Consider the following 24,812-nt stretch of genomic DNA (forward strand, 5'->3'; position numbering starts at 1 on the left):
TGAAAACAGGGTGAAAAAGATGTATCTAAACGCAACATCCGGCAACTCAACTACGCTGCCGGATCGGGTGGGATCTATCTTTTATAGTAATTATTCAGGCTTTTGATGTAGTTCATACAGCCCATCACGCTGGGATCGGTGCTGTTGTATTTATAGTCTTTGATGATGCCTTTGCTGTCCGTAGAGATCTGAATTTTGCAGCTGTAGTTGACCGGCACAAACGTGGTTTGTGTTGTCGTTGCCTCAAACGGTTTACCGTTTACCGTTCCAGAGGTTGTTTGCGGTGAAACATAAGGCTCGGCCCCCGTGCTGTTCGTTACCCACGTATAAACTTTAGTGTCATCAAACGTTTGTTGATTATCGGGGTAACCTAAAATTTTAAATGCAACGGTTTTATCCTGGCCCACAAGACCACGTAACCCCTCGTCAAGCTGTTGAAATGAAACGCATCCCGCCATCACCAACACGCCTGCCAGTACCCACTTTTTCATAGACACCCTGGAATTTAACTGTTTAAACAGAATGAAGGCGAAAAAGTTCGCCAAACCGCGGAATTGCAGCAAGCCGCCGCAAGAACATATCAGAATGGCAACGCGCTGCGAGGCTTTAAGCAATGTCGTTTAACCGCTGTTTTCCTGCCCCTGATACTCCGTTATCATGGGCCATCTGCGGGGCGATTTCCGCGTGCAGTTTACGCCGTATTAGTGAGCAATAATGAGAACCAGAAACATCACTAACCACTTAAAATTCAACGAAATGGATATCATCACTCCATGAGCACTAGCGAAACCTTCGACGCCCACACGCCAATGATGCAGCAGTACCTGCGTCTTAAATCCGAACACCGTGACATCCTGCTGTTTTACCGCATGGGTGACTTCTACGAACTGTTCTATGACGATGCAAAACGCGCTTCTCAGCTGTTGGATATCTCCCTGACCAAGCGCGGGGCTTCTGCAGGCGAACCGATTCCTATGGCGGGCGTGCCTCATCACGCGGTGGAAAACTACCTGGCCAAGCTGGTGAATCTCGGCGAATCCGTGGCTATCTGCGAACAAGTTGGCGACCCGGCAACCACCAAAGGGCCGGTTGAGCGTAAAGTCGTTCGCATCGTCACACCGGGCACCATCAGCGATGAAGCGCTGCTGCAGGAGCGCCAGGATAACCTGCTGGCGGCTATCTGGCAGGACAGCAAAGGTTTTGGCTATGCGACGCTCGACATCAGCTCCGGGCGCTTCCGCCTGACCGAGCCGGAAGACCGCGAAACCATGGCCGCGGAGCTTCAGCGCACCAATCCGGCCGAGCTGCTGTATGCGGAAGACTTCGCCGAGATGAGCCTGATTGATGGCCGCCGTGGTCTGCGCCGCCGCCCGCTTTGGGAGTTCGAGATTGAGACCGCGCGCCAGCAAATGAATTTACAGTTTGGCACTCGAGACCTGACCGGTTTTGGCGTCGAGAACGCCCATCATGCACTTTGCGCTGCCGGCTGTCTGCTACAGTACGTCAAAGATACCCAGCGCACTTCCTTGCCGCATATTCGTTCCGTGACCATGGACCGGCAGCAGGACAGCATCATTATGGATGCTGCCACACGACGTAACCTCGAGATCACCCAGAACCTGTCTGGCGGCGTGGAAAACACTCTGGCCTCGGTGCTGGACTGCACCGTGACGCCAATGGGCAGCCGTATGCTCAAACGCTGGCTGCATATGCCGGTGCGTAGCGTCGATGTGCTCACCAAGCGGCAGCAAACTATTGCGGCCCTGCAGGAGCGCACCACAGACATTCAGCCTACGCTACGCCAGGTCGGCGACCTGGAACGTATTCTTGCCCGCCTGGCGCTGCGCACCGCTCGCCCACGCGATCTGGCACGTATGCGTTATGCCTTCCAGCAGTTGCCCGCCCTGCGTGAAACCTTGTCGGACGTAAGCACCGACTATGTGCAAACCCTGCGCGAGCAGATGGGCGAGTTTGCAGAGCTGCGCGAATTACTCGAGCATGCCGTTATCGAATCGCCGCCGGTGCTGGTGCGTGACGGCGGCGTTATCGCCCCAGGCTATAACGAAGAGTTAGACGAATGGCGAGCCCTGGCCGATGGCGCAACTGACTACCTGGATCGGCTGGAAATCCGTGAGCGTGAACGCCTGGGCCTGGATACGCTGAAGGTCGGGTTTAACGCCGTGCACGGCTACTACATCCAGGTCAGCCGCGGCCAAAGCCATCTGGTGCCGATCAACTATGTTCGCCGCCAGACGCTGAAAAACGCCGAACGCTACATTATTCCTGAGCTGAAAGAGTACGAAGACAAGGTCCTGACCTCTAAAGGCAAAGCGCTGGCGCTGGAGAAACAGCTTTACGATCAGCTGTTTGATTTGCTGCTGCCGCACCTGGAAGCGCTGCAAAAAAGCGCTACCGCGCTGGCAGAGCTGGACGTGCTGGTGAACCTGGCCGAGCGCGCTTATACCCTGAACTACACCTGCCCGACGCTGACCGACAAGCCCGGCATTAAGCTGGTCGGTGGCCGCCATCCGGTGGTGGAACAAGTGCTCAGCGAACCGTTTATCGCTAACCCGCTAAACCTTTCCCCTCAGCGCAGAATGCTGATTATTACTGGCCCGAACATGGGCGGTAAAAGTACCTATATGCGCCAGACCGCTCTAATTGCTCTGCTGGCCTATATCGGCAGTTTTGTGCCGGCGCAGCAGGCAGAAATCGGCCCAGTCGACCGCATCTTTACCCGCGTGGGCGCTGCCGACGACCTGGCTTCCGGCCGCTCAACCTTCATGGTGGAGATGACAGAAACCGCCAACATTCTGCACAACGCCACGGAAAATAGTCTGGTGCTGATGGACGAGATTGGCCGCGGCACGTCGACCTATGATGGCCTGTCGCTGGCCTGGGCCTGTGCCGAAAGCCTGGCCAACCGTATTAAGTCACTGACGTTGTTCGCTACCCACTATTTCGAGCTGACCACGCTGCCGGAGAAAATGGAAGGCGTAGCCAACGTTCATCTGGATGCCGTGGAGCATGGAGATACCATCGCCTTTATGCACAGCGTGCAGGACGGCGCAGCCAGCAAAAGTTACGGTCTGGCCGTAGCCGCGCTGGCGGGTGTGCCAAAAGACGTGATCAAACGTGCGCGCCAGAAGCTACGCGAGCTGGAAAGCATTTCCGGCAATGCGGCCGCAAGCCAGGTGGATGGCACACAAATGTCACTGCTGGTTGCGGCAGAAGAGACATCTCCGGCCGTAGAAGCGTTGGAAAATCTCGATCCGGATTCACTTTCTCCACGCCAGGCGCTGGAGTGGATCTATCGGCTGAAGAGTTTGGTGTAACGGTTACCGAACAGCAGGCATAAAAAAAGCGGTGATTTGCATCACCGCTTTTTTATTTGAAGAGTCGATTATTCGCGGAACAGCGCTTCGAGGTTCAGCCCCTGAGCCTGCAGAATTTCACGCAGACGGCGAAGGCCTTCAACCTGAATCTGACGAACGCGTTCACGAGTCAGGCCGATTTCACGACCCACATCTTCCAGCGTCGCAGCTTCATAACCCAGCAGACCAAAACGGCGAGCCAGTACTTCACGCTGTTTAGCGTTCAGTTCGAACAGCCACTTCACGATGCTTTGTTTCATGTCATCGTCTTGCGTGGTGTCTTCCGGGCCGTTGTCTTTCTCGTCCGCGAGGATATCCAGCAGCGCTTTCTCAGAGTCACCGCCCAACGGGGTGTCTACCGAGGTAATGCGCTCGTTGAGACGCAGCATACGGCTAACGTCATCAACCGGTTTATCCAGCTGCTCGGCAATCTCTTCGGCACTCGGCTCGTGGTCGAGCTTGTGGGAGAGTTCGCGAGCGGTACGCAGGTAAACGTTCAGCTCTTTCACGATATGAATCGGCAGGCGAATCGTACGGGTTTGGTTCATGATTGCCCGTTCGATGGTCTGACGAATCCACCATGTAGCGTACGTTGAGAAACGGAATCCACGTTCTGGATCGAACTTCTCAACCGCACGAATCAGCCCCAGATTGCCCTCTTCAATCAGATCCAGCAGCGCCAGACCACGATTACTGTAACGACGGGCAATTTTTACCACCAGGCGCAGGTTACTTTCGATCATGCGTCGGCGGGAGGCCACATCACCGCGCAGGGCGCGGCGAGCAAAGTAAACTTCTTCTTCGGCTGTTAATAATGGAGAGTAACCGATCTCTCCAAGATAAAGCTGAGTCGCATCTAGTACACGCTGTGTTGCACCCTGTGACAGCAGCTCTTCTTCTGCAAGGTCGTTATCACTGGGTTCCTCTTCTACAAGGGCTTTTTCGTCAAAAGCCTCAACTCCGTTCTCATCATATTCCGCGTCTTCGTTTAACTCGTTAACTTTCAGCGTATTCTGACTCATAAGGTGGCTCCTACCCGTGATCCCTGGGCAATACACTCAATGAATGTTTTGCCGGTTTATCGCTGCGGCAAATAACGCAGCGGGTTTACGGATTTCCCCTTGTAACGAATTTCAAAATGCAATCGTGTAGAACTGGTTCCGGTGCTACCCATGGTAGCTATTTTTTGCCCCGCCTTAACTTCTTCTTGTTCCCGGACCAGCATTGTATCGTTATGGGCGTAGGCACTCAGATAATCATCGTTGTGTTTGATGATGATTAGATTACCGTAACCGCGCAGTGCGTTACCGGCATATACCACGCGCCCTGCGGCGGTCGCGATAATGGCCTGTCCTTTACTGCCAGCGATATCGATCCCTTTGTTGCCGCCTTCGGTGGCCGCAAAGTTTTCGATGATCTTACCGTCGGTCGGCCAGCGCCAGGTTGAAATTGGCGAGCTGTTAGACGTACTGCTGACGGTAGGTTCGGTAGAGCTAACCACAGGTGCCGTTACCGGTGCTGTGACGACTGTCCCAGCAGGCTTATTGCCCGGTAACATTTTAGTAGCACTCTGTTCACCTGAATCCTCAGAATACGTAATTGTCGGTTTAGAAGCAACTACCCTGGTTGAGTTTTGTTCAACTGGTGTCGCAACGCCCTGTGCGCGGGCATCGGCGGCGGTCACGGCGTTCCCACCGGTGATTGGCGTGCCGGAGGCGTTGCCTACCTGCAGGGTTTGCCCTACTTCCAGACCGTACGGGGCCGGTACATTGTTGCGCTGCGCCAGGTCACGGAAGTCGTTCCCGGTGATCCACGCAATGTAGAACAGAGTATCGCCACGTTTAACGGTGTAGGTGCTGCCGCCCGCGTAACTCCCTTTAGGGATATTGCCGTACTGGCGGTTGTAAACAATACGGCCATTTTCGGTGCGTACTGGCTCAGAAACGACAGGCTGGGCCTGAGGCTGACGAACCGGTTGAATCTGCGGCTGCTGAACAGGTTGGATCTGAGGTTGCTGAATCGGAGCGGACATTGTCGGTGGTTTAGTCACCAGCAGGCTGCCGGTTGAAGAACCTGAAGAATTGCCGTTGCCGCCAACGGAACTGATGGGTGCCTGGGTGTTATTATTGCTTGTACAGCCTGCCAGCCAAAGGCTGGTTAGCGTTAACATCGCCGCCCGGCGTAAAGTGAAAGTTGGGCTTCCCGCGCTCATTTATCCCCCAAAATGATAACAACCAGATATGCATAAAACACTGTAGAAAAGCGGCGTAAACCACGCCAGCTTTTGCTGAATTCGGCTACGTTACGCCGAATCGGCAGCAAGAAAACCGGATATTTCCGGGTTATGCTAATTCGCCGCGCACTAAGGGCACAAAGCGAACAGCTTCTACCGTGTCGATTAAAAATTCATCCCCGTGACGCCGCACGCGCTTCAAAAACTGCCGGTCGTCCCCCACGGGTAAAACAAGAATGCCACCGTCATCCAGCTGCGACAGCAGCGCAGTAGGGATTTCCGGCGGGGCCGCTGTCACAATGATAGCGTTGAACGGCGCTTTTGCCTGCCAGCCCTGCCAGCCATCGCCATGGCGGGTCGAGATATTGTGTAAATCCAGCTGCTTCAAACGACGTCTGGCGTGCCATTGCAGCCCTTTGATTCGTTCTACGGAGCAAACATGCCCCACAAGATGTGCCAGAATCGCGGTCTGGTAGCCCGAGCCGGTGCCAATCTCCAGCACTTTTGACTGGGGCGTCAATTCCAGCAATTCCGTCATCCTCGCCACCATATACGGCTGAGAGATAGTCTGGCCAGACCCAATAGGTAACGCGGTGTTTTCCCAGGCTTTGTGTTCAAACGCTTCATCGACAAACTTCTCACGCGGCACCTGCGCGATAGCCTCAAGAACCTGTTCATTCTTGATGCCCTGGGCACGTAATTGATCGAGAAGAGTTTGTACGCGTTTGCTTACCATTGCGCCTCAACTCCGGCCTTTTCAAGCCAGTGGCCAACGACTTCATGGGCGCTATGTGCGGTTAAATCGACGTGCAGCGGCGTCACCGAAACATAGCCTTCGTCAACGGCAGCAAAGTCGGTATCCGGCGCAACATCCAGTTTTTCCCCTGGCGGGCCAATCCAGTAAACCGTGTTGCCACGCGGATCTTCCTGCCGAATCACCTGGTCCGCCGGATGACGGCTGCCGCAGCGCGTAACGCGAATGCCTTTGATTTGGTCCAGCGGTAAATCAGGGACGTTGATGTTCAGAATGCGCCCGGTGCGCAGTGGCTCCCGAGCCAGCGCCCGGAGAATAGAGCAGGTGACAGCCGCAGCGGTCTCATAATGCTGATGACCATCCAGCGAGACAGCTAAGGCCGGAAGTCCTAAATGACGGCCTTCCGTCGCAGCAGCAACGGTACCGGAGTAGATAACGTCGTCGCCGAGGTTTGGCCCGGCGTTGATGCCCGACACCACAATATCCGGGCGCGGATGCATCAGAGCATTGACGCCGAGATAGACACAATCCGTCGGCGTTCCCATTTGAACGGAGATATCCCCGTTAGCCAGGGTAAAAGTTCTAAGCGATGACTCGAGCGTCAGCGAGTTTGATGCGCCGCTGCGGTTCCTGTCCGGCGCCACCACCTGCACCTCGGCAAATTCACGCAACGCCTTCGCCAGCACCTGAATGCCAGGCGCATGGACTCCGTCATCGTTACTCAGCAATATTCGCATAATCACCCGCTGTGTTCATGAGTTCCCTGACAACGCTGGTGGCAAAGCTCCCCGCCGGTAACCAGAAGTTCAGCTCGACGGTGACATCATCCCACCAGTTCCAGCTCAGCCCTTTCGGCTGAACCAGCATCGCACGGCGCGCCGCTTCCACTCGCTCACGCTTCAGCAGCCCCAGCAGAACCTCTTCTTCCGCCACGGATTGCTGCTCAAAAGCCAGCGCTGCATTTTGCGTTCCCCACTCGCCATCGCCCGGCAGCGAAGCGGTGATCAGCAGTTCGCCGTCATTCACTCGCTGTTGCAGGGTGGGAAGTTCTTCCGGGGTCGCCACAAACCAGCTGCCGCGTCCTGCCAATTGTAGCGCATCGCCATCAACAACTTGATTAAAGTCTGTTTTTTTCAGGCGCTGGCTAACAATCTGATTAAACAACGCGCTGCGGGCCGCCGACAACCAAAAACTGCGTTTATTTCTGTCGCGCAGCGGCGCATTGCTTTCAGCCCAGCGCTTCGCCTGATGCAGGTTATTCCCGCCGATGCCAAACCGCTGGCTACCGAAATAGTTAGGCACGCCCTGCTCCGCTACGGCCTGCAGACGCTGTTCCATCTCGGGGCGATCGCTCACTTCGCGCAGGACGAGGGTAAAGCGGTTTCCCTTCAGCGCGCCTAAGCGCAGCTTGCGGCGGTGGCGAGCAAACTCCAGCACCTGACAACCTTCGAGCGTAAAAGCGCTCATGTCCGGCATCTCTTTGCCCGGCAGGCGAACGCAGAACCACTGTTCGGTCACCGCATGTTTGTCTTTTTGCCCGGCAAAGCTGACTTCGCGCGCATGAACCTTGAGGAATTTCGCCAGCGCATCGGCCACGAAACGCGTATTGCAGCCGCTTTTCAGAATGCGCAGCAGCAAGTGCTCGCCGTCACCGTCCGGGCCAAAGCCCAAATCCTCAATGACCACGAAATCTTCCGGGCTGGCCTTGATGACGCCGCTGCCCTGCGGCTTGCCGTGCAGCCACGTCAGGTTTTGCATGTCCATTACTTGCTGGCCTTATGCAGCAGCGCCACGGCTTCACAGGCAATACCTTCGCCGCGGCCGGTAAAGCCGAGTTTCTCGGTGGTGGTTGCTTTAACGTTGACGTCATCCATGTGGCAGCCGAGGTCTTCGGCAATAAACACACGCATCTGTGGGATGTGCGGAGCCATCTTCGGCGCCTGGGCGATAATCGTCACGTCCACGTTCCCGAGAGTAAAACCTTTGGCCTGAATACGACGCCAGGCTTCACGCAGCAGTTCGCGGCTGTCCGCACCTTTGAAGGCCGGATCGGTGTCCGGGAACAGCTTGCCAATATCCCCCAGCGCGGCAGCACCCAGCAGCGCATCGGTCAGGGCATGCAGAGCAACGTCGCCGTCGGAATGAGCCATCAGCCCTTTTTCGAACGGGACACGAACGCCGCCAATAATAATCGGGCCTTCGCCGCCAAAAGCATGAACATCAAAGCCATGTCCGATACGCATTATACATTCTCCGTTTGGGTTAACCGCGTAAGATAGAAAGCCGCCAGGGCAAGGTCTTCAGGGCGAGTCACCTTGATATTATCTGCCCGGCCGCTAATCAATTCTGGATGAAAGCCGCAATATTCGAGGGCCGAGGCTTCATCGGTAATGGTGGCGCCTTCATCCAGCGCGCGCAGCAGGCAGCTGCGCAAAAGTTCGAGTGGGAAAAGCTGCGGCGTCAGGGCATGCCAGAGATCTTCACGATCGACCGTATGGGCAATCAGCCCTTTACCTGGCTCGCCCCGCTTCATGGTGTCGCGAACCGGGGCCGCCAGAATACCGCCGACTTTGCTGCTGGTGGTAATCGCCAGCAGGTTATTCAGATCTTCCCGATGCAGACAGGGGCGCGCGGCATCATGCACCAGCACCCATTCGGCATTACCTGCGGCCTGCAGGCCAGCAAGCACGGAATCTGCACGTTGCTTGCCGCCAGTCACCACGGTGACGCGAGGATGAGTTGCCAGTGGCAAAGAGGAAAAATAGGTGTCGTTGGGACTGAGAGCCACGATCACCTGGCCCACCCGCGGATGCGCCATCAGGCTGGCCACCGCGTGTTCGAGAATCGTTTTGTCGCCGATGTGTAGGTACTGCTTAGGACATTCCGTTTGCATACGGCTGCCGATACCGGCGGCCGGTACCACGGCAATTACGTCCGGGGAGGAGTCTGCCATGCCTTTCACTTATGCTGAGTTATCGATTATTTTGCCCGGCGTTGGAGGTATTACCGTTGGCTGCACGTTTGGAGGCATCCGGCACCAGGCGGTAGAAAGTCTCTCCCGGCTTGGTCATGCTGAGTTCGTTGCGAGCGCGCTCTTCAATCGCTTCCTGGCCGCCGTTGAGGTCGTCAATTTCGGCAAAAAGCTGATCGTTGCGAGATTTTAGTTTGGCATTGGTTGCCTGCTGCGCAGCGACATCTTCGCTGACGCGCGTGTAATCGTGTACGCCGTTTTTTCCGAACCACAGCGAATACTGAAGCCAGACCAGTAAGGCCAGCAACAGCAGCGTTAGTTTACCCATCCTGCCCCCTGAAAAACGGCACAATCATCCCACAACTTATTCGTCGACTCCACTGCGGCAAGCCACCCTGCGCGCCAAATCGCGCCAGAATTTACCACATAACGCGAATTCATGCGCGATTGGAGCAAGTTTAGCTTAACGTTGCCCATAAATAGTCTGTTACGGTTTGACGCAGTTCGGCACGGCTAGCCCATTAGCCACATAAAGAGCACGCCAAACATCAGCGCCACGGAGAGCAGCGTAGCCACACAGCTGAACAGCAGCTTGCCACGCAAAATGGAGTGCAAAGCAATACCCACCACCACCGCGACCGGCATCAGCGCCAGGAAGAATGGCCAGGTATAGAGGAAGAAAAAGAGCGTGTTGGGGCCATAGACCAGGAAAGGAATGCCTAGCGCCAGCAGCCACGACAAAAAGCCGATAAACGCCCCGGGCAATGACCAGGTGGTTTCCTCGACCGTCGGGCTGGGTTCAGCCTGAGATATAACGATATTCGTGCTGTTGCGCATAACTGATTTCATAACCCTGATGGCCGGAAGCGTTGTGCTTCCGGGCGTCTTCAGCAATTGATGATATCGTCGCGACGCAGCAGGTCTAATATTTGGGCCACTAAATTTGTTACTAATTGTTCGCCGTCTAAGTGAATTTCGGCCCGCAACGGCGCCTCATACGCCGAATCAATCCCGGTAAAATTCTTCAGCTCCCCGGCCCGGGCCTTCTTGTAAAGCCCTTTAGGATCGCGCGTTTCGCAGATGGCCAGCGGCGTGTCCACAAACACTTCGTAGAAGCGCCCTTCTCCGGCGCGCTCACGCACCATTTGCCTCTCGGCCCGATGCGGAGAGATAAACGCGCTGAGCACGACCAGACCCGCATCCACCATCAGGCCAGCCACTTCACCGACCCGCCGGATATTCTCTTTGCGGTCCTCATCACTAAAGCCTAAATCGCTGCACAAGCCGTGGCGCACGTTGTCACCATCAAGCAAATAGGTGCTGACGCCAAGTTTATGCAGCTCTTGCTCAAGGGCACCGGCTACGGTCGATTTCCCTGAGCCGGACAGGCCGGTAAACCACAGCACCGCGCCGCGGTGCTTGTGCAAGGCTTCACGCTGCTCACGCGTCACCGGATGAGCATGCCAGACCACGTTTTCATCATGGTCGGCCATTATTTGCCACCCAGCAGGTCACGCGCGCCCCAGTGAGGGAAGTGGCGACGCACCAGAGCGTTAAGCTCAAGCTCAAACGCGCCGTAAGCCGAAGGTTCCTGATACACGTCTTCCTGCGGCTCACGCACCATACCTGCACCGACGGTCACATTGCTCAGGCGGTCAATGAAAATCAGCCCCCCGGTCACCGGGTTAGCCTGATATTTATCGAGTACCAGCGGCTCATCGAAGGTGAGATCCACCAGCCCAATCCCGTTCAGCGGCAGGTTTTCCACCACGCGCTGAGTCAGCGAGTTAATCTCGACCTGATACTGAATGTTATCGACGCGCGCGCGGGTTTTCTTCCCGGCGATTTTGATATCAAAGCTCTGGCCCGGCACCAGCGGCTGCTCCGCCATCCAGACGACATCCACTTTCGCGCTCTGCACCGCAGCCAGCGATTCCGTGGCCTCCACCAGCAGGTCGCCCCGGCTGATGTCGATTTCGTCTTTCAGCACCAGAGTGATGGCTTCCCCCGCGCCGGCTTGTTGCAAATCTCCATCAAAAGTCACGATTCGGGCGATGCTGGATTCCACACCAGACGGCAGCACTTTGACTCGCTGGCCGACGTTCACGATGCCGGAAGCGAGCGTGCCCGCATAGCCGCGGAAGTCGAGATTAGGGCGGTTCACGTACTGCACCGGGAAGCGCATTGGCTGCTGCTCCACGCCGCGAATAATTTCTACCGTTTCCAGCACTTCGAGCAGCGTCGGGCCGCTGTACCACGGCATCTGGGCGCTGGTACTGGCAACGTTATCGCCTTCCAGCGCGGAAAGCGGCACAAAACGGATATCGAGGTCCGCCGGCAGCTGTTGGGCGAAGGTCAGGTAATCCTGTTTGATCTGCTCGAAGGTCTGCTCGCTGAACGCCACCAGATCCATTTTGTTGATCGCCACCACCAGATGTTTGATCCCCAGCAGCGTGGAAATAAAGCTGTGGCGACGGGTTTGATCCAGCACGCCTTTACGGGCGTCGATCAGCAGGATCGCCAGGTCACAGGTTGATGCCCCGGTCGCCATATTGCGGGTGTACTGTTCGTGCCCCGGCGTGTCGGCAATAATGAATTTGCGCTTCTCGGTGGAAAAATAGCGGTAGGCCACATCAATGGTGATGCCCTGCTCGCGTTCGGCCTGCAGCCCATCTACCAGCAACGCTAAATCGAGCTTCTCGCCCTGGGTGCCGTGACGTTTGCTGTCGGTATGCAGCGACGAGAGCTGATCTTCATAAATCTGGCGCGTGTCGTGCAGCAGGCGGCCAATCAGAGTGCTTTTGCCGTCGTCAACGCTGCCGCAGGTCAAAAAGCGCAGCAGGCTTTTGTGCTGCTGGGCGTGCAGGTAGGCTTCAACGCCGCCTTCATCAGCGATTTGTTGTGCAATAGTGGTGTTCATCTGGCGGCTCCTTAGAAATAACCCTGGCGTTTTTTCAGCTCCATCGAGCCGGCCTGGTCGCGGTCAATCATGCGGCCCTGGCGTTCACTGGTGGTGGAGACCAGCATCTCTTCGATGATCTCCGGCAGCGTCTGCGCGGTTGACTCCACCGCGCCGGTCAGCGGCCAGCAGCCCAGGGTACGGAAGCGCACCATACGTTGTTCAATCACTTCACCCGGCTGCAGATCGATACGATCGTCGTCAATCATCATCAGCATACCGTCGCGTTCCAGCACTGGACGCGGTGCCGCCAGATACAGCGGAACGATGTCGATATTTTCCAGGTAGATGTACTGCCAGATATCCAGCTCGGTCCAGTTAGAGAGCGGGAACACGCGAATGCTTTCGCCTTTGTTTATCTGACCGTTGTAGTTATGCCACAGCTCAGGCCGCTGGTTTTTAGGGTCCCAGCGGTGGAAGCGATCGCGGAAAGAGTAAATACGCTCTTTGGCACGGGATTTCTCTTCGTCGCGGCGCGCGCCGCCAAAGGCGGCATCAAAACCGTATTTATTCAGCGCCTGCTTAAGCCCTTCGGTTTTCATGATGTCGGTATGCTTTGCGCTGCCGTGAACGAACGGGTTAATACCCATCGCCACGCCTTCAGGGTTGCGGTGCACGATAAGATCGCAGCCGTAGGCTTTTGCCGTGCGGTCACGGAACTCGTACATTTCGCGGAATTTCCAGCCGGTATCGACGTGCAGCAACGGGAACGGCAGCGTACCTGGGTAGAAAGCTTTACGGGCCAAATGCAGCATGACCGAAGAGTCTTTCCCAATGGAATACATCATCACCGGATTAGAAAATTCGGCAGCAACCTCGCGGATAATATGGATGCTTTCAGCCTCCAGTTGCCGCAAGTGAGTGAGTCGTTTTTGGTCCATAACCTTCCCTTAAGCAGATGCGCCGCGGCCGTTCATCGCAGCCGCTTGAGATTTAATCTAAGGGGACTATAAGTCTTGGGCTTATTTGTTATGAAATTACGAATTGGAATGACTAGTTCCCGAAAAGAATAACGCCACGGTAAAGCTAACAACAAAATGTGCTTAACCAGCCGTTTTTTCGCGGGTTTAAGAGCAAATGAAATTGTTTAACCTGGCTCACAGTTTCATACTAACGGCGCTTAAAGCTTCCGACTAATAAAGATGAATAAGGACGTACTATGTTTTCCGCATTGCGCCGCTCGGTGATTTGCCTGGCGCTGGGCGCGTGCTTTAGCTTTCCCGCAGCGGCGAAGGTCACGCAGCAAGGCGACATTGCCGACCAGCAAACCCGCCATATCGCGACTTATTTCCCGGGCCGAATGACCGGCAGCCCTGCCGAAATGCTGGCTGCAGACTATATTCAGCAGCAGTTTAAAACTTGGGGATACCAGAGCGATATTCGCCAGTTTAATACTCGCTATATCTACACCACGAAAGCGGGCCATCAGACCTGGCATAACGTCACCAGCAGCAGCGTGATTGCCGCCCGGGAAGGTAAACTACCGCAGCAAATTATTATCATGGCGCATCTGGACACTTATACGCCGCTCAATGATAAAGACGTAGATAATAATCTCGGCGGCCTCACGCTGCAGGGCGTGGACGATAATGCTTCCGGCCTGGGCGTGATGCTAGAGCTGGCCGAGCGCCTGAAAGATATCCCTACGCGCTACGGCATCCGCTTTATTGCCACCAGTGGCGAAGAAATTGGTTCCCTGGGCGCAAAAAATATTCTGGAACGCATGAGCAAAGAGGAGCAGGCCAACACGCTGCTGGTGATCAACCTGGACAGCCTGATCGTCGGCGATAAGCTCTATTTCAATAGCGGAGCATCAACGCCTGCGGCCGTGCGCAAACTGACCCGCGATCGCGCGCTGACGCTGGCTCATCGTGCCGGGATTCAGGCCACCAGCAATCCCGGGCAAAATGCAAAATACCCGAAAGGCACCGGCTGCTGTGGCGACGCTGAACCGTTCGACAAGGCCGGGATCCCGGTGCTATCCGTAGAAGCCACTAACTGGGCGCTTGGGGCGAAAGATGGCTATCAGCAGCGCAGTAAAAACAAGGCATTTCCAGACGGCACCAGTTGGCATAACGCCACGCTCGACAACCTAGAGTATCTGGATAAAGCACTACCGGGCAGAATTAAGCGACGCAGCCATGACACGGTGCGTATTCTGCTCCCGCTGGTGAAAGAGTTGGCGAAGGCCGGGAAGTGATCAAGCAGGAGCGGCTCAAGCGCCGCTCCATCCCGTTTATTACTGTTGTACCGGCAGGCTCACGGCGTACAGATACCACGCTGAATGAGGCAACCAGCCCTCGGCCCAGCGCCAGTCGTCATCTTTCCCGGTGACCGCATAACCCTGGTCAAACGCGATCCCGTCCACGTTCTGCTGTGGATCGGCGGTAATGCCGTTCACAATCCCGCCAGGCAAGGTCGTATAGCGCCATGAATTGAAGAACAGATAGCTAATGTGGCGGTAACCGCTGCCGGTCAGCATGCTGACATCAAACGGGTTTCTGCCGAGGATCCAGTCCAGTTGGTTCCAGGCATAGGCGTTAAGCCGATGGGTAAAATTAGCATCGTCAGCAAACAGCGGCATCGCCTGACGAGCCGCCGCCGCAAGCGACGCTATGCGAGCGTTCTCTCCCTGCCACCACGGTGCGGCTTCCGTATCATGCGGGAAGAAGAAGCTGGTGCGTCTGCTTCCATCTTTCAGTTGAATCAGCTGGCGCGCATAGCCAAACGGATTATTCACGTCGGCGGTGGTTGTCAGTTCAAAATCGAGCGCCTGTTTTACCGTCGAGAGAATCTCCTCGCGCTGATTGTCAGGCGCAACGGCGTGATACTCCAACAGCGCGATAACAGGTAGGCCAGCATCTGAAGGATGGAAATAAGGTCGGCTGGCGTCATCTGCACGCCAGTAATGCTTCCATTGTCCTTCTGAAACCTGGCGTGCCATCAGGCTTTTTGCCCGCAGGGAAGCCACCTCAAGGTAATGTGATTTCTTGGTCGCTTTGTACAATTCAGTGGCGGCCAGCAGAACGTTATAGTCATCGACGATATTCTCTTTGCCGTCGTTCACCATCTTCAGATTATTTTTCTCCAGGAAGGCAAAAGCCTCTTCTGCAGTCTGCAGGTATTGAGCGCGCGTAAACTGCCCGTCCTCATCCTGTGTGCTGGCAAGTGCCAGAGCGGCAATCGACATCCCGGCACCTGACCGGAAGCTCGCCTGATAAGCCAGTTTCCCAACCGCCGCCTCTTCAACAATAGTCGAGTCAGACTCTTTTTCTTTAATTTGCGTGCGCCAGTTCGGGTTCGCTACCACGCGATCCTGCGCCAGCTTGTCTTTACCCGGTGAAGATATCGCCTGCAGGAAAGATTCCCCCGGCTGCTTCATGCGTACCAGAAAATCAGCGCCATAAAGACCTTCATCGAGCATGCGGCGACGATACTCCGAGAAATTGACGTCGTTACGCGCGCCCAGGCGCTGGTAGCTTTGCAGCAGGCTCCATGCCACCAAAGGAGCTTGTTGAGGATTAAACCAGGAGGTTAAATTCTGATGGGAAAGGTGAACACCGTAGTCTCCGGTTGCGTCATACCAGCCGCCGTGGACATCCACTGTACCTTTCTCCCCCCAGGGTTTCGGCAGCTTACGATCCGCCTTATCAAAAAGCCCCGTTACGCGCTGGCTTTTGAAATAGGCAATCACATCGGAGAGGGTGTAGCGTTCAAGTAAATCTTTATTGATGATAAATGGCCCCGAGCGCACATCACCGTCGCTGCTGACCACCTTAACCACATAGCGCCCGGCTTTATGCCAGCGACTAAAATCCGCCTGATAAAAAGTCCGATTCTCCCAGCTCGGGACGCTTCCCTGCCCGATGAGTTCACCGCTGTACACCACTTGGTTGCTTTCGCTGTCCAGCAGCTCAAATTTGTCCCCGGCGTTAAATGTCGCGCCATCACTCAATTGAATAACGGCGGATTTAGGTCCATTGAGGTCGTAGCCAACCTGGTTAATTAAAACATGCGTTTGCGCATGGACGAAAAGCGCGCAGCACGAAAGCGCCAGCCCGAGGCCTGCCTGTCGAATCAACATTATTTTTCCTTAGCGTGGGTCGCGTTAAATAATTGAGAAAGGAGCAATCATCATGAATTTGATATCTTTTTCGTCCTGGAAAACGTTGGCATAGCCTCCGCCCCAGTCAGGATTGTCGGAATGGTTGTTGTAGCGGGTGTAATGCAGCTTAAACATCACATCTTTGGCCCAGCCCTGCTGGACTTGCCAGACGAGATCCAGGTTCCAGGCGCTTTCCGTCAGACGTTGCCTGGCCGACCAGTCTCCTCCCCGAGCCGGTTTGCCATCCCAGCCCCAGGCCAGCGATGCCCCGGCGCTGATGCCCGGATAAATGACGTCACCTAAATCAACCATCGTGCCGAAAAACACGGCCTTTTCACCGTCGGCGTTGTAGTCAGAGCGGGCATCCCACCACATATCGATGCGCCCCGCCGAGTTTGGGTAAATGGGCGTTGCGCTGACGGTGTAATATCCCTGCTTGCCTGGCGCATGGACCAGGCTCCCCTCTAACCGGAACTGCCACCGCCCGCGCTGGTATTCAGCCGTCACGCCCTGCTGCCAGGCAAACTCGTCGTAGACATCATGGCGCCCGGTCGCGTCATGGGAGCCGTAAAACTGCCAGCTGGTTTTCAGCTCGTTATCCGCCTCACCGAAACGCCAGCCTACTTTGGTAAAATATTTATCGAGGTAGTTATGGGATTGCCCAAAGGCCAGCTCCCAAATCAGGCCATTTTTAAAATCAAACTTTCCGCCCAGCGAGTGCAAATAAGGAATTTTTGTTTTCTTGTCGATTTCCTTAAAGTCATACATCTCGCGATACCACGGCGCTTTATATTTATTGGCCCAGAAATAAGAAAGTGAGAACGTGCCGTACTCCCCGAAATCATAAGCGGCACCAATTTCTGCTCCCTGATAAGTTCCGGGCAAAAATCCCCATTGAGTGCCCAATAAACCCTGCCCAACGGGTTGAATATAACCAGCCCTGAGCCAGTAATTTTCCTTTTTAAACTTGATCGCCGCCAGATAAAGATCCGCCGCATTTGCCTCTCCGGTTCCCCGGTCGTGCCACATGGACTTACCGCCGCTGAAGCTTATTTCGTTGGGATGAGCAGCGCTGCCTTCAAATAAATCGACAGTGGCAAATGCCCCTAAATCAACCCCGACAATATCGTCATAAAAGCCAGAGCTGTAGTCCAGGCGGGCAGTGGCAGTACCGTGATGCAGGTTGGTCTGGTATTGCCCGTAATGCGGGCTGCCGGGATTCATATCTTTGCGTTCACGATGCCGCTGCCAGTAATAAAGCGCCCCGGTGAGCAGGCTGTCATCGACAAATCCTGCCGCCATCGCAGATGGCACCGGAATCACTGAAACCAGGCCTGACAGAAGCAGGATACTTTTTATGCCATTCATTTTTGTACGAAGAGGTAAAACGGACATCATTCATTCCCTTTAGCTAAACCCTTCCCTGAAAATAAAACCGTACGTCCTACGGCCTTTTTTCACCTGCCCGATCAATGATTATTTTTTGTTGAGAAACAAAACCTGAAAACGTTTTCAGGTTTATGTAAATTATCCCCTCAAAGAAAAAATGGTCAATATCCGTGTACCTAATTCTTTGTGATGAATAGCCCATTTTGAGGACTAAATTTAATGAAAGATTTTATAGCGGCTGGATAGCTGAAAAGAAAATCGCGGGAAATTCCCGCGCTTTTAAAGAAGTGATAAAAGAAATTTATTCGTGCAAACCGCACTCGCGTTTCAGTCCAAAAAAGCGAGTCTCTTCTTCTGCCATGCCCGGTTCCCATTTACGGGTAGTGTGGGTGTCGCCGACGGACAAATAGCCCTGATCCCAGAGCGGATGGTATTTCAGTCCGTGCTCGGTCAGGTACTGGTAAACCGTACGGTTATCCCAGTCGATGATCGGCAGAATTTTAAAGACTTCACGCTGTACCGCCAGCACCGGCAAATTAGCCCGGCTGCCGGACTGTTCACGGCGCAGGCCGGCAAACCAGGTTTGTGCCTGCAGCGTTTTCAGGGCACGGTTCATCGGCTCAACTTTGTTGATGTCGTTGTAGCGTTCAATGCCCTCCACGCCCTGCTCCCACAGCTTACCGTAACGCGCTTCCTGCCAGGCCGGGCTTTCGGTCGCGCGGAACACCTGCAGGTTCAGCTTCAGCTTATCGGTAAGCTCGTCGATAAACTGGTAGGTTTCCGGGAACAGGTAGCCGGTATCGGTCAGGATCACCGGGATATCGGGGCGCTGCTGGGTGACCAGATGCAGACAAACGGCGGCCTGAATGCCGAAGCTGGACGAGAGCACAAATTCCCCCGGCAGATTTTCCAGCGCCCAGGTCACGCGCTGTTGCGCGCTGAGTTTTTCCAGCTGAGCGTTCACTTCGGCGAGCGCCATGACGCGTTCGACCTTAGGAAGGGCGTTCAGTGCGTTAAGATCGAGTACGGACATATGTGCCTCACTTAGTGATAAATGACCCTCACCCCGGCCCTCTCCCTAAAAGGGAGAGGGGGAAGCGAAGTTCGGCAATCGTTATGTTAATCCCCTCTCCCCTTTGAGGGAGAGGGTTAGGGTGAGGGGAAAAACTAGTCCCACAAATCCCTGGCCGGGTCGAGCACCGGGCGAATAATCCCGGCGCGCACGGTGAAATCACCAAAGCCTTCGTCAGCCTCGCGCTCTTTCGCCCAGCGCCCCACCAGCTCATCAATCGAGCTGAGGATCTCCGGCTCGGTGATGTTTTCGCGGTACATGCGCGGAATACGCGTCCCGATGCGGTTGCCGCCAATGTGCAGGTTGTAGCGCCCTGGCGCTTTCCCCACGAGGCCAATTTCGGCCAGCATTGCACGGCCACAGCCGTTCGGACAGCCGGTAACACGCATCACAATGTGCTCATCCGGCACCTTGTGTTTGTCCATCACCTGCTCAACTTTGGTGACAAACTCCGGCAGGAAGCGTTCGGCTTCTGCCATCGCCAGCGGGCAGGTCGGGAACGCCACGCAGGCCATTGAGTTCTCACGCTGCGGCGTGACCGCATTCATCAAGCCAGACTCGGTCGCCAGCTTCTCAATTTTAGCCTTTTCGCTTTCCGGCACGCCGGCGACGATCAGGTTCTGGTTTGCCGTCAGGCGGAAATCACCTTTGTGGATCTTAGCGATCTCCAGCAGGCCAGTTTTCAGCGGTCGCCCAGGGTAATCCAGGATGCGGCCATTTTCGATAAACAGCGTCAGGTGCCATTTGTCGTCGATACCTTTCACCCAGCCGATACGATCGCCACGGCCGGTAAATTCGTAAGCGCGGGTTGGCTCAAACTTGATGCCAGCGCGGCGCTCAACTTCTGCCTTAAACACGTCAACGCCAACGCGCTCAAGGGTATATTTGGTTTTAGCGTTTTTACGGTCGGTACGGTTGCCCCAGTCGCGCTGAGTTGTTACCACCGCTTCCGCTACCGCCAGAGTATGCTCCAGCGGAATGTAGCCGAATTCGCTCGCCGTGCGGGCATAGGTATTTTTATTCCCGTGCTCGATGGACAAACCACCGCCGACCAGCAGGTTGAAGCCAACCAGCTTGCCGTTTTCCGCAATCGCGATGAAGTTCATATCATTGGCGTGCAAATCCACGTCGTTCTGCGGCGGGATCACTACCGTAGTTTTAAACTTACGCGGCAGATAGGTCGGCCCCAGAATCGGCTCTTCGTCCGTGGTGGCGACTTTTTCTTTATCCCACCAAATCTCGGCGTAGGCACGGGTGCGCGGCAGCAGGTGCTCGGAGAGCTTTTTCGCCCATTCGTAGGCTTCCTGATGCAGCTCAGACTCCACCGGGTTAGAGGTACACAGCACGTTGCGGTTTACATCGTTGGCGGTTGCCAGCGCGTCCAGACCCACCTCGTGCAGCATTTCATGCGCGGGCTTGACGTTCTTCTTCAGAATACCGTGGAACTGGAACGTCTGGCGGTTGGTCAGGCGGATGCTGCCGTAGATAGTCTTATCTTCGGCAAATTTATCAATGGCCTGCCACTGCTGCGTGGTGATAATCCCTCCCGGCAGGCGGCAGCGGAGCATCATCGCGTGGCGCGGCTCCAGCTTCTGCTCAGCGCGTTCGGCGCGAATATCGCGGTCATCCTGCTGATACATGCCGTGGAAGCGGATCAGCAGGAAGTTGTCGCCGTTAAAACCGCCGGTCAGGCCATCCTGCAGATCTTCTTTAATAGTGCCGCGCAGAAAATCGCTGTCGCGCTTCAGACGTTCGGCGTCGACCAGTTTGCCTTCGACCACCAGAGGGCCAGGGTGTTTTTCGCTCATTAGTAGACATCTCGCTGATAACGGCGCTCAACGCGCAGCTCACTTAAAAATTCATCTGCCGCTTCGGTGTCCATGCCACCGTGGACGGCAACCACTTCCAGTAACGCCTGCTCAACGTCCTTCGCCATACGGTTGGCGTCGCCGCAGACGTAAATGTGGGCACCTTCCTGAATCCAGCGCCACAGTTCCGCGCCTTTCTCGCGCAGTTTGTCTTGTACGTATATTTTATGCTGCTGGTCGCGGGACCAGGCTAAATCGATGTTTGTCAGCAGGCCGTCTTTGACGTAGCGCTGCCATTCCACCTGATAAAGGAAATCTTCGGTAAAGTGCGGGTTGCCAAAGAACAGCCAGTTCTTGCCGCCAGCGCCGTCGTTGTCGCGCTGCTGAATAAAGGCGCGGAACGGGGCGATGCCGGTGCCTGGGCCAATCATAATGACCGGGGTTTCAGGGTTGGCCGGTAATCGGAAGTTATCGTTATGTTCAATGAACACGCGCACTTCGCCATCTTCCTCAAGGCGGTCGGCCAGGAAGCCTGAAGCGCCACCGCTGCGGGCGCGGCCTTCGATGTCATAGCGCACCGCGCCCACGGTGATGTGGACTTCGGTTTCAGCTTCGGCCTGTGAAGAAGCGATGGAGTAAAGGCGCGGCGTGAGCGGACGCAGCAGGCCAGTCAGCTGTTCAGCCGTCAACTCTGCCGGGGCGTAGCGCGCCATGTCCACAATCGGCGTGGTCTGCGCGTAATGCTGAAGTTTTGCTTTATCGCCCACCAGCTCCAGCAGCGCAGTGTTGCGGGTCAGTTGGGCGTAGTTTTCAACGATATTGCCGGTGTTGACCGTCAGCTCGAAATGCCACTGCAACGCTTCGCTCAGCGGCAGCGTTTTGCCGTCCACGGTGACGCTTTCATCACCTTTCAGCCACAGCAGATCCGTCAGCTCTTTCACCAGCGCCGGATCGTTCTGATACCAGACGCCAAGCGCATCGCCCGGCTGATAGCGCAGGCCGGAGTCGCCAAGATCAATTTCGATGTGGCGCACGTCTTTATCAGAGTCGCGGCCGGTAATTTTCTGGTTCACCGCAAGCGTGGCGGTCAACGGTGATTCTTTGCTGTAAGGGCTGGTGAAGATTTCGTTGCTCACGCCCGTAGCCGTCGCAACTGCCTGAGCCGGAGTTTCGGCGGGTACACGGGATTTCAGCAGTTCGACGATTTTACCGCGCCACTCCTGCGCCGCAGGCTGGTACTCCACGTCGGTATCAACGCGATCCAACAGGCGCTCGCCGCCTAATTCAGCCAGTTTGCTGTCGAAGTCTTTGCCGGACTGGCAGAAGAATTCATACGAGCTGTCGCCGAGGCCAAAGACGGCAAACGCGGTGCCATCCAGCTTCGGTGCTTTTTTCGAGAACAGGAATTTGTGCAGAGCCACGGCCTCTTCAGGCGGCTCCCCTTCCCCTTGCGTGGAACTGACGACAATCAGCAGTTTTTCCTGGGCAATTTGTTTGAATTTATAGTCGCCCGCGTTCACCAGATTGACGTTCAGCTTCGCCGCCAGCAGGTCGTCCCGCAGCTGCTCACTCACGCGGCGCGCGTTGCCGGTCTGCGAAGCGGAAATCAGCGTAATCACCGGGACTTCTGCCGCAGGGGCCTGAGCCGCCGCGACAGCGCCAGGCTGCTGGTTAATCATTCCCCAGAAATAACCGGATAACCAGGCCAGCTGAGTGGTTGAAAAATCAGTGGTCGCCGCCTGAAGGCGTGCCAGCTGGTCCGGCGTTAGCGGCAGCAAAGCGCTCGGTGGAACCTGAGAAGTCATACGTATTTAGCTTCCAGTAGCAAAGGGCAAAAAAAGGGCTTACAGACTGTAATGAGTCAAGGTTAACCAGCAGGTTATCAACAATTAAAGAAGGGATGGAAATAATAAATAACTAAAACGACTAATCGTTTTTTCAGGTAAATCATAGTGTTAAAAGTGATTAACTAACTATCTGATGAATATGACATTTCAGCGTATTCACCGTTGCTTACACCGTGTCGCCGGACAATGCGCCGTTTAGTTAATGCGAAAAATAGTCCATTCCGCTATCATGCGGCGGTTTTTTGAATTCCAGAGAGTCGAATGATGTCCACCACCCTGTTTAAAGATTTTACCTTCGAAGCCGCCCACCGCCTGCCGCACGTACCGGAAGGCCACAAATGCGGTCGCCTGCATGGCCACTCCTTTATGGTGCGCCTGGAAATTACCGGCGAGGTAGATCCGTATACCGGCTGGATCATGGACTTCTCCGAGCTGAAAGCGGCGTTTAAGCCTACCTACGATCGCCTCGATCACTATTATCTGAACGATATCCCAGGACTTGAAAACCCTACCAGCGAAGTGCTGGCAAAATGGATTTGGGATCAGATGAAACCTGTCGTGCCGCTGCTGAGCGCGGTGATGATCAAAGAAACCTGTACCGCAGGCTGCGTCTACCGCGGCGAATAAGCTAAAAAAAGTCCGGAAATCAACCCGGACTTTTCCTCTCTGCGCCCCCCATCAAGCTAATTTTCATCCCACTTTGGTAAGCTACGCCGTCGCAACTAAAAGGTGCACGGGATGGCCACTACAGATTTCGATATTATCGTCGTTGGCGCAGGGATCGCAGGCTCCTGCTGCGCGGTAGAGTGCGCGCGCACCGGGCTAAATGTTCTGCTTGTTGAGCGGGCAACTCAGCCCGGAGGTAAAAACCTGTCTGGCGGCAGGCTTTACACTTCAGCGTTTGAATATCTCTTTCCTGATTTTTCTCGCTCCGCCCCGCTTGAACGCTGTATTACCCATGAAAAGCTCTCCGCGCTGACGGCAGACACTTCAACCACGCTGAGCTTTCAATATCCTTCGGCGACGTCATACAGCGTGCTGCGTGCCCGGCTGGATCCGTGGCTGTTCCAGCAGGCTGAACAAGCCGGCGCGCAGTGCCTGACGGCGACTCAGGTCGATAGCCTGCATATTGAAAACGGCGTGGTGAGCGGCGTGGTGAGCGGCGTGGTGATTGACGGCGAAGTGTTAAGCGCCAAAGCCGTGGTTATTGCCGAAGGTGCCAATACCCTGCTGGCGGAACAGCACAAGCTGTTGAATAAGCTGCCCGAACACGGCGTTGCCGTTGGCGTAAAAGAAGTGCTGGCGCTGCCGAAAGAAGATCTTGAGAACCGCTTCGCGCTTGAAGGTGACGCAGGTGCCGCCTGGCTGTTCACCGGCGGTATCTGCGGCGAACTGCCTGCGGGCGGGTTCCTCTATACCAATCTCGATACGCTTTCTGTTGGCATTGTCTGCCCGCTCTCTTCGATCCGGGCTTCCTCCGCAGCGCTTCCCGACCTGCTGGAAAACTTCAAGCATCACCCGACACTCCGCCCGCTTCTGCGCCGTGCCGAGCTGGTGGAATACGGCGCGCATCTAATCCCTGAATGTGGCTTGAACGGGCTTCCCGAGCGCCTGGCTGGCCCCGGCTATTTGCTGGTGGGAGACAGCGCCCGTTTCTGTATCAATACCGGTTTCACCGTGCGAGGCATGGATTTGGCGGCGCTTTCGGCAAAAGCGGCGGCGCAAACGCTGATTCAAGCGTTACAGGATAATGCCAGTGTCGATCTTCATCAGGCGTACCGCCACCAGCTGGAGCGCACTTCGCTATGGGCGGTACTGGAACGCTATCGCAAGATGCCTGATTTTTTACAAACGCCGGGGCTCTTTCAGGACTATCCGCACCTGCTGGCCGAGCTGCAGCGTGATATCTTTGATCCCCGAAACGCATCGCCGCCACGCCTCAGCAGCCTGCTGTGGAAACATGCCCGTAAAGCGGGTATTTCCAGACTGGTTAAAGACATTTTTCGCGGAGGACGCAGCCTGTGAACCTGCATGAAAAACTGGCCAGGAACGCCTGGCAGCCTGCGGAGAAACCGCATATTGTCCCGGCAGACAATCCCGATATTGAACAGCTTGCTCTGCTAGTACGCGCCTGCCCCGCCGGGTTATACAGACAGAAAGAAGACGGCAGCCTGCACATTGATACCCCCGGCTGCCTGGAGTGCGGCACCTGCCGCCTGCTGTGCGACGAACAAACCCTCAGCCGCTGGCGCTACCCGCCCGCAGGCTGCGGCATCCAATTACGCTTTGGTTAAGGAGTC

General features: G+C 55.6%; 23 protein-coding genes. 5 read left to right on the forward strand and 18 right to left on the reverse strand.

The window, feature by feature from the left end:
- Positions 1 to 74: 74 nt before the first annotated feature.
- Positions 75 to 491 carry a hypothetical protein gene (locus LH23_RS00960; protein ID WP_039296277.1) on the reverse strand — a complete coding sequence of 139 codons (417 nt, stop codon included), beginning with the start codon at positions 489 to 491 and terminating at the stop codon, positions 75 to 77.
- Between the two features lie 282 nt (positions 492 to 773).
- Between LH23_RS00960 and mutS the strand changes: the two genes are divergently transcribed.
- Positions 774 to 3,335 (forward strand): DNA mismatch repair protein MutS, encoded by a 2,562-nt coding sequence (gene mutS / locus LH23_RS00965; protein WP_039287124.1) that lies wholly within the window; start codon positions 774 to 776, stop codon positions 3,333 to 3,335.
- 68 nt (positions 3,336 to 3,403) lie between these two features.
- Here mutS and rpoS read toward each other — a convergent pair whose 3' ends face one another.
- The 12 genes from rpoS to cysD form a co-directional block, all read right to left on the reverse strand.
- The gene (gene rpoS / locus LH23_RS00970; RefSeq protein WP_008458325.1) at positions 3,404 to 4,396 is read right to left on the reverse strand and encodes an RNA polymerase sigma factor RpoS; all 993 of its coding nucleotides are present in this window, start codon (positions 4,394 to 4,396) and stop codon (positions 3,404 to 3,406) included.
- Positions 4,397 to 4,452: 56 nt separating this feature from the next.
- On the reverse strand, positions 4,453 to 5,586 hold the full coding sequence (gene nlpD, locus LH23_RS00975; protein WP_039287128.1) for a murein hydrolase activator NlpD: 1,134 nt from the start codon (positions 5,584 to 5,586) through the stop codon (positions 4,453 to 4,455).
- Between the two features lie 130 nt (positions 5,587 to 5,716).
- Positions 5,717 to 6,343, reverse strand: a complete 627-nt coding sequence (locus LH23_RS00980) for a protein-L-isoaspartate(D-aspartate) O-methyltransferase (RefSeq protein ID WP_039287131.1) — start codon at positions 6,341 to 6,343, stop codon at positions 5,717 to 5,719.
- Complete coding sequence (surE, locus tag LH23_RS00985; protein WP_039287134.1) at positions 6,337 to 7,098, reverse strand: 5'/3'-nucleotidase SurE; 762 nt, start codon at positions 7,096 to 7,098, stop codon at positions 6,337 to 6,339. Before surE ends, LH23_RS00980 begins: the two co-directional genes overlap by 7 nt.
- On the reverse strand, positions 7,079 to 8,125 hold the full coding sequence (truD, locus tag LH23_RS00990) for a tRNA pseudouridine(13) synthase TruD (RefSeq protein ID WP_039287137.1): 1,047 nt from the start codon (positions 8,123 to 8,125) through the stop codon (positions 7,079 to 7,081). The genes surE and truD overlap by 20 nt, the downstream gene beginning before the upstream one ends.
- On the reverse strand, positions 8,125 to 8,604 hold the full coding sequence (ispF, locus tag LH23_RS00995; protein ID WP_039287140.1) for a 2-C-methyl-D-erythritol 2,4-cyclodiphosphate synthase: 480 nt from the start codon (positions 8,602 to 8,604) through the stop codon (positions 8,125 to 8,127). The genes truD and ispF overlap by 1 nt, the downstream gene beginning before the upstream one ends.
- Entirely contained in the window at positions 8,604 to 9,314 is a 711-nt protein-coding gene (gene ispD / locus LH23_RS01000) for a 2-C-methyl-D-erythritol 4-phosphate cytidylyltransferase (protein WP_039287152.1), read from the reverse strand. Before ispD ends, ispF begins: the two co-directional genes overlap by 1 nt.
- 19 nt (positions 9,315 to 9,333) lie before the next feature.
- On the reverse strand, positions 9,334 to 9,660 hold the full coding sequence (gene ftsB, locus LH23_RS01005; protein WP_008458337.1) for a cell division protein FtsB: 327 nt from the start codon (positions 9,658 to 9,660) through the stop codon (positions 9,334 to 9,336).
- A gap of 185 nt (positions 9,661 to 9,845) precedes the next feature.
- Positions 9,846 to 10,169 (reverse strand): DUF3561 family protein, encoded by a 324-nt coding sequence (locus tag LH23_RS01010; RefSeq protein ID WP_008458338.1) that lies wholly within the window; start codon positions 10,167 to 10,169, stop codon positions 9,846 to 9,848.
- 50 nt (positions 10,170 to 10,219) lie between these two features.
- Positions 10,220 to 10,825, reverse strand: a complete 606-nt coding sequence (cysC, locus tag LH23_RS01015) for an adenylyl-sulfate kinase (RefSeq protein WP_039287155.1) — start codon at positions 10,823 to 10,825, stop codon at positions 10,220 to 10,222.
- On the reverse strand, positions 10,825 to 12,252 hold the full coding sequence (gene cysN, locus LH23_RS01020; RefSeq protein ID WP_039287156.1) for a sulfate adenylyltransferase subunit CysN: 1,428 nt from the start codon (positions 12,250 to 12,252) through the stop codon (positions 10,825 to 10,827). The genes cysC and cysN overlap by 1 nt, the downstream gene beginning before the upstream one ends.
- An 11-nt stretch (positions 12,253 to 12,263) precedes the next feature.
- The gene (gene cysD, locus LH23_RS01025; protein WP_008458345.1) at positions 12,264 to 13,172 is read right to left on the reverse strand and encodes a sulfate adenylyltransferase subunit CysD; all 909 of its coding nucleotides are present in this window, start codon (positions 13,170 to 13,172) and stop codon (positions 12,264 to 12,266) included.
- Between the two features lie 278 nt (positions 13,173 to 13,450).
- On the opposite strand from cysD, the gene LH23_RS01030 reads away from it, so the two are divergent.
- Positions 13,451 to 14,491 carry an aminopeptidase gene (locus tag LH23_RS01030; protein ID WP_039287161.1) on the forward strand — a complete coding sequence of 347 codons (1,041 nt, stop codon included), beginning with the start codon at positions 13,451 to 13,453 and terminating at the stop codon, positions 14,489 to 14,491.
- Between the two features lie 39 nt (positions 14,492 to 14,530).
- Here LH23_RS01030 and LH23_RS01035 read toward each other — a convergent pair whose 3' ends face one another.
- From LH23_RS01035 to cysJ, 5 genes are all read right to left on the reverse strand, one after another.
- Positions 14,531 to 16,375, reverse strand: a complete 1,845-nt coding sequence (locus LH23_RS01035; protein ID WP_039287164.1) for a glycoside hydrolase family 9 protein — start codon at positions 16,373 to 16,375, stop codon at positions 14,531 to 14,533.
- Positions 16,376 to 16,399: 24 nt separating this feature from the next.
- On the reverse strand, positions 16,400 to 17,791 hold the full coding sequence (locus LH23_RS01040; RefSeq protein WP_231560184.1) for an OprD family outer membrane porin: 1,392 nt from the start codon (positions 17,789 to 17,791) through the stop codon (positions 16,400 to 16,402).
- 295 nt (positions 17,792 to 18,086) lie between these two features.
- Positions 18,087 to 18,818 (reverse strand): phosphoadenosine phosphosulfate reductase, encoded by a 732-nt coding sequence (gene cysH / locus LH23_RS01045; protein ID WP_039287167.1) that lies wholly within the window; start codon positions 18,816 to 18,818, stop codon positions 18,087 to 18,089.
- Positions 18,819 to 18,952: 134 nt separating this feature from the next.
- Positions 18,953 to 20,665, reverse strand: a complete 1,713-nt coding sequence (gene cysI / locus LH23_RS01050) for an assimilatory sulfite reductase (NADPH) hemoprotein subunit (protein WP_039287170.1) — start codon at positions 20,663 to 20,665, stop codon at positions 18,953 to 18,955.
- A complete protein-coding gene (cysJ, locus tag LH23_RS01055) occupies positions 20,665 to 22,470 on the reverse strand; it encodes an NADPH-dependent assimilatory sulfite reductase flavoprotein subunit (protein WP_039287173.1) in 1,806 nt (601 codons plus the stop codon). Before cysJ ends, cysI begins: the two co-directional genes overlap by 1 nt.
- A 303-nt stretch (positions 22,471 to 22,773) precedes the next feature.
- On the opposite strand from cysJ, the gene queD reads away from it, so the two are divergent.
- From queD to LH23_RS01070, 3 genes are all read left to right on the forward strand, one after another.
- Positions 22,774 to 23,139 (forward strand): 6-carboxytetrahydropterin synthase QueD, encoded by a 366-nt coding sequence (gene queD, locus LH23_RS01060; protein WP_162473299.1) that lies wholly within the window; start codon positions 22,774 to 22,776, stop codon positions 23,137 to 23,139.
- Positions 23,140 to 23,250: 111 nt separating this feature from the next.
- Positions 23,251 to 24,537 carry an FAD-dependent oxidoreductase gene (locus tag LH23_RS01065; RefSeq protein ID WP_039287176.1) on the forward strand — a complete coding sequence of 429 codons (1,287 nt, stop codon included), beginning with the start codon at positions 23,251 to 23,253 and terminating at the stop codon, positions 24,535 to 24,537.
- Complete coding sequence (locus tag LH23_RS01070) at positions 24,534 to 24,806, forward strand: 4Fe-4S dicluster domain-containing protein (RefSeq protein ID WP_039287180.1); 273 nt, start codon at positions 24,534 to 24,536, stop codon at positions 24,804 to 24,806. Before LH23_RS01065 ends, LH23_RS01070 begins: the two co-directional genes overlap by 4 nt.
- Positions 24,807 to 24,812: the final 6 nt, after the last annotated feature.

This window comes from Cedecea neteri (assembly GCF_000758305.1).
Lineage (GTDB): Bacteria > Pseudomonadota > Gammaproteobacteria > Enterobacterales > Enterobacteriaceae > Cedecea > Cedecea neteri_C.

Excerpts from the sequence above, each read along its gene's own strand:
- LH23_RS01035 (WP_039287164.1), bottom strand. The coding sequence starts at position 16,375 with ATGTTGATTCGACAGGCAGGCCTCGGGCTGGCGCTTTCGTGCTGCGCG.
- surE (WP_039287134.1), bottom strand. The coding sequence starts at position 7,098 with ATGCGAATATTGCTGAGTAACGATGACGGAGTCCATGCGCCTGGCATT.
- LH23_RS00960 (WP_039296277.1), bottom strand. The coding sequence starts at position 491 with ATGAAAAAGTGGGTACTGGCAGGCGTGTTGGTGATGGCGGGATGCGTT.
- nlpD (WP_039287128.1), bottom strand. The coding sequence starts at position 5,586 with ATGAGCGCGGGAAGCCCAACTTTCACTTTACGCCGGGCGGCGATGTTA.
- queD (WP_162473299.1), top strand. The coding sequence starts at position 22,774 with ATGATGTCCACCACCCTGTTTAAAGATTTTACCTTCGAAGCCGCCCAC.
- rpoS (WP_008458325.1), bottom strand. The coding sequence starts at position 4,396 with ATGAGTCAGAATACGCTGAAAGTTAACGAGTTAAACGAAGACGCGGAA.
- cysI (WP_039287170.1), bottom strand. The coding sequence starts at position 20,665 with ATGAGCGAAAAACACCCTGGCCCTCTGGTGGTCGAAGGCAAACTGGTC.
- truD (WP_039287137.1), bottom strand. The coding sequence starts at position 8,125 with ATGGACATGCAAAACCTGACGTGGCTGCACGGCAAGCCGCAGGGCAGC.
- cysD (WP_008458345.1), bottom strand. The coding sequence starts at position 13,172 with ATGGACCAAAAACGACTCACTCACTTGCGGCAACTGGAGGCTGAAAGC.
- LH23_RS01065 (WP_039287176.1), top strand. The coding sequence starts at position 23,251 with ATGGCCACTACAGATTTCGATATTATCGTCGTTGGCGCAGGGATCGCA.
- cysN (WP_039287156.1), bottom strand. The coding sequence starts at position 12,252 with ATGAACACCACTATTGCACAACAAATCGCTGATGAAGGCGGCGTTGAA.
- ftsB (WP_008458337.1), bottom strand. The coding sequence starts at position 9,660 with ATGGGTAAACTAACGCTGCTGTTGCTGGCCTTACTGGTCTGGCTTCAG.
- LH23_RS01040 (WP_231560184.1), bottom strand. The coding sequence starts at position 17,791 with ATGTCCGTTTTACCTCTTCGTACAAAAATGAATGGCATAAAAAGTATC.
- cysH (WP_039287167.1), bottom strand. The coding sequence starts at position 18,818 with ATGTCCGTACTCGATCTTAACGCACTGAACGCCCTTCCTAAGGTCGAA.
- LH23_RS00980 (WP_039287131.1), bottom strand. The coding sequence starts at position 6,343 with ATGGTAAGCAAACGCGTACAAACTCTTCTCGATCAATTACGTGCCCAG.
- ispD (WP_039287152.1), bottom strand. The coding sequence starts at position 9,314 with ATGGCAGACTCCTCCCCGGACGTAATTGCCGTGGTACCGGCCGCCGGT.
- cysJ (WP_039287173.1), bottom strand. The coding sequence starts at position 22,470 with ATGACTTCTCAGGTTCCACCGAGCGCTTTGCTGCCGCTAACGCCGGAC.
- mutS (WP_039287124.1), top strand. The coding sequence starts at position 774 with ATGAGCACTAGCGAAACCTTCGACGCCCACACGCCAATGATGCAGCAG.
- cysC (WP_039287155.1), bottom strand. The coding sequence starts at position 10,825 with ATGGCCGACCATGATGAAAACGTGGTCTGGCATGCTCATCCGGTGACG.
- LH23_RS01030 (WP_039287161.1), top strand. The coding sequence starts at position 13,451 with ATGTTTTCCGCATTGCGCCGCTCGGTGATTTGCCTGGCGCTGGGCGCG.
- ispF (WP_039287140.1), bottom strand. The coding sequence starts at position 8,604 with ATGCGTATCGGACATGGCTTTGATGTTCATGCTTTTGGCGGCGAAGGC.
- LH23_RS01010 (WP_008458338.1), bottom strand. The coding sequence starts at position 10,169 with ATGCGCAACAGCACGAATATCGTTATATCTCAGGCTGAACCCAGCCCG.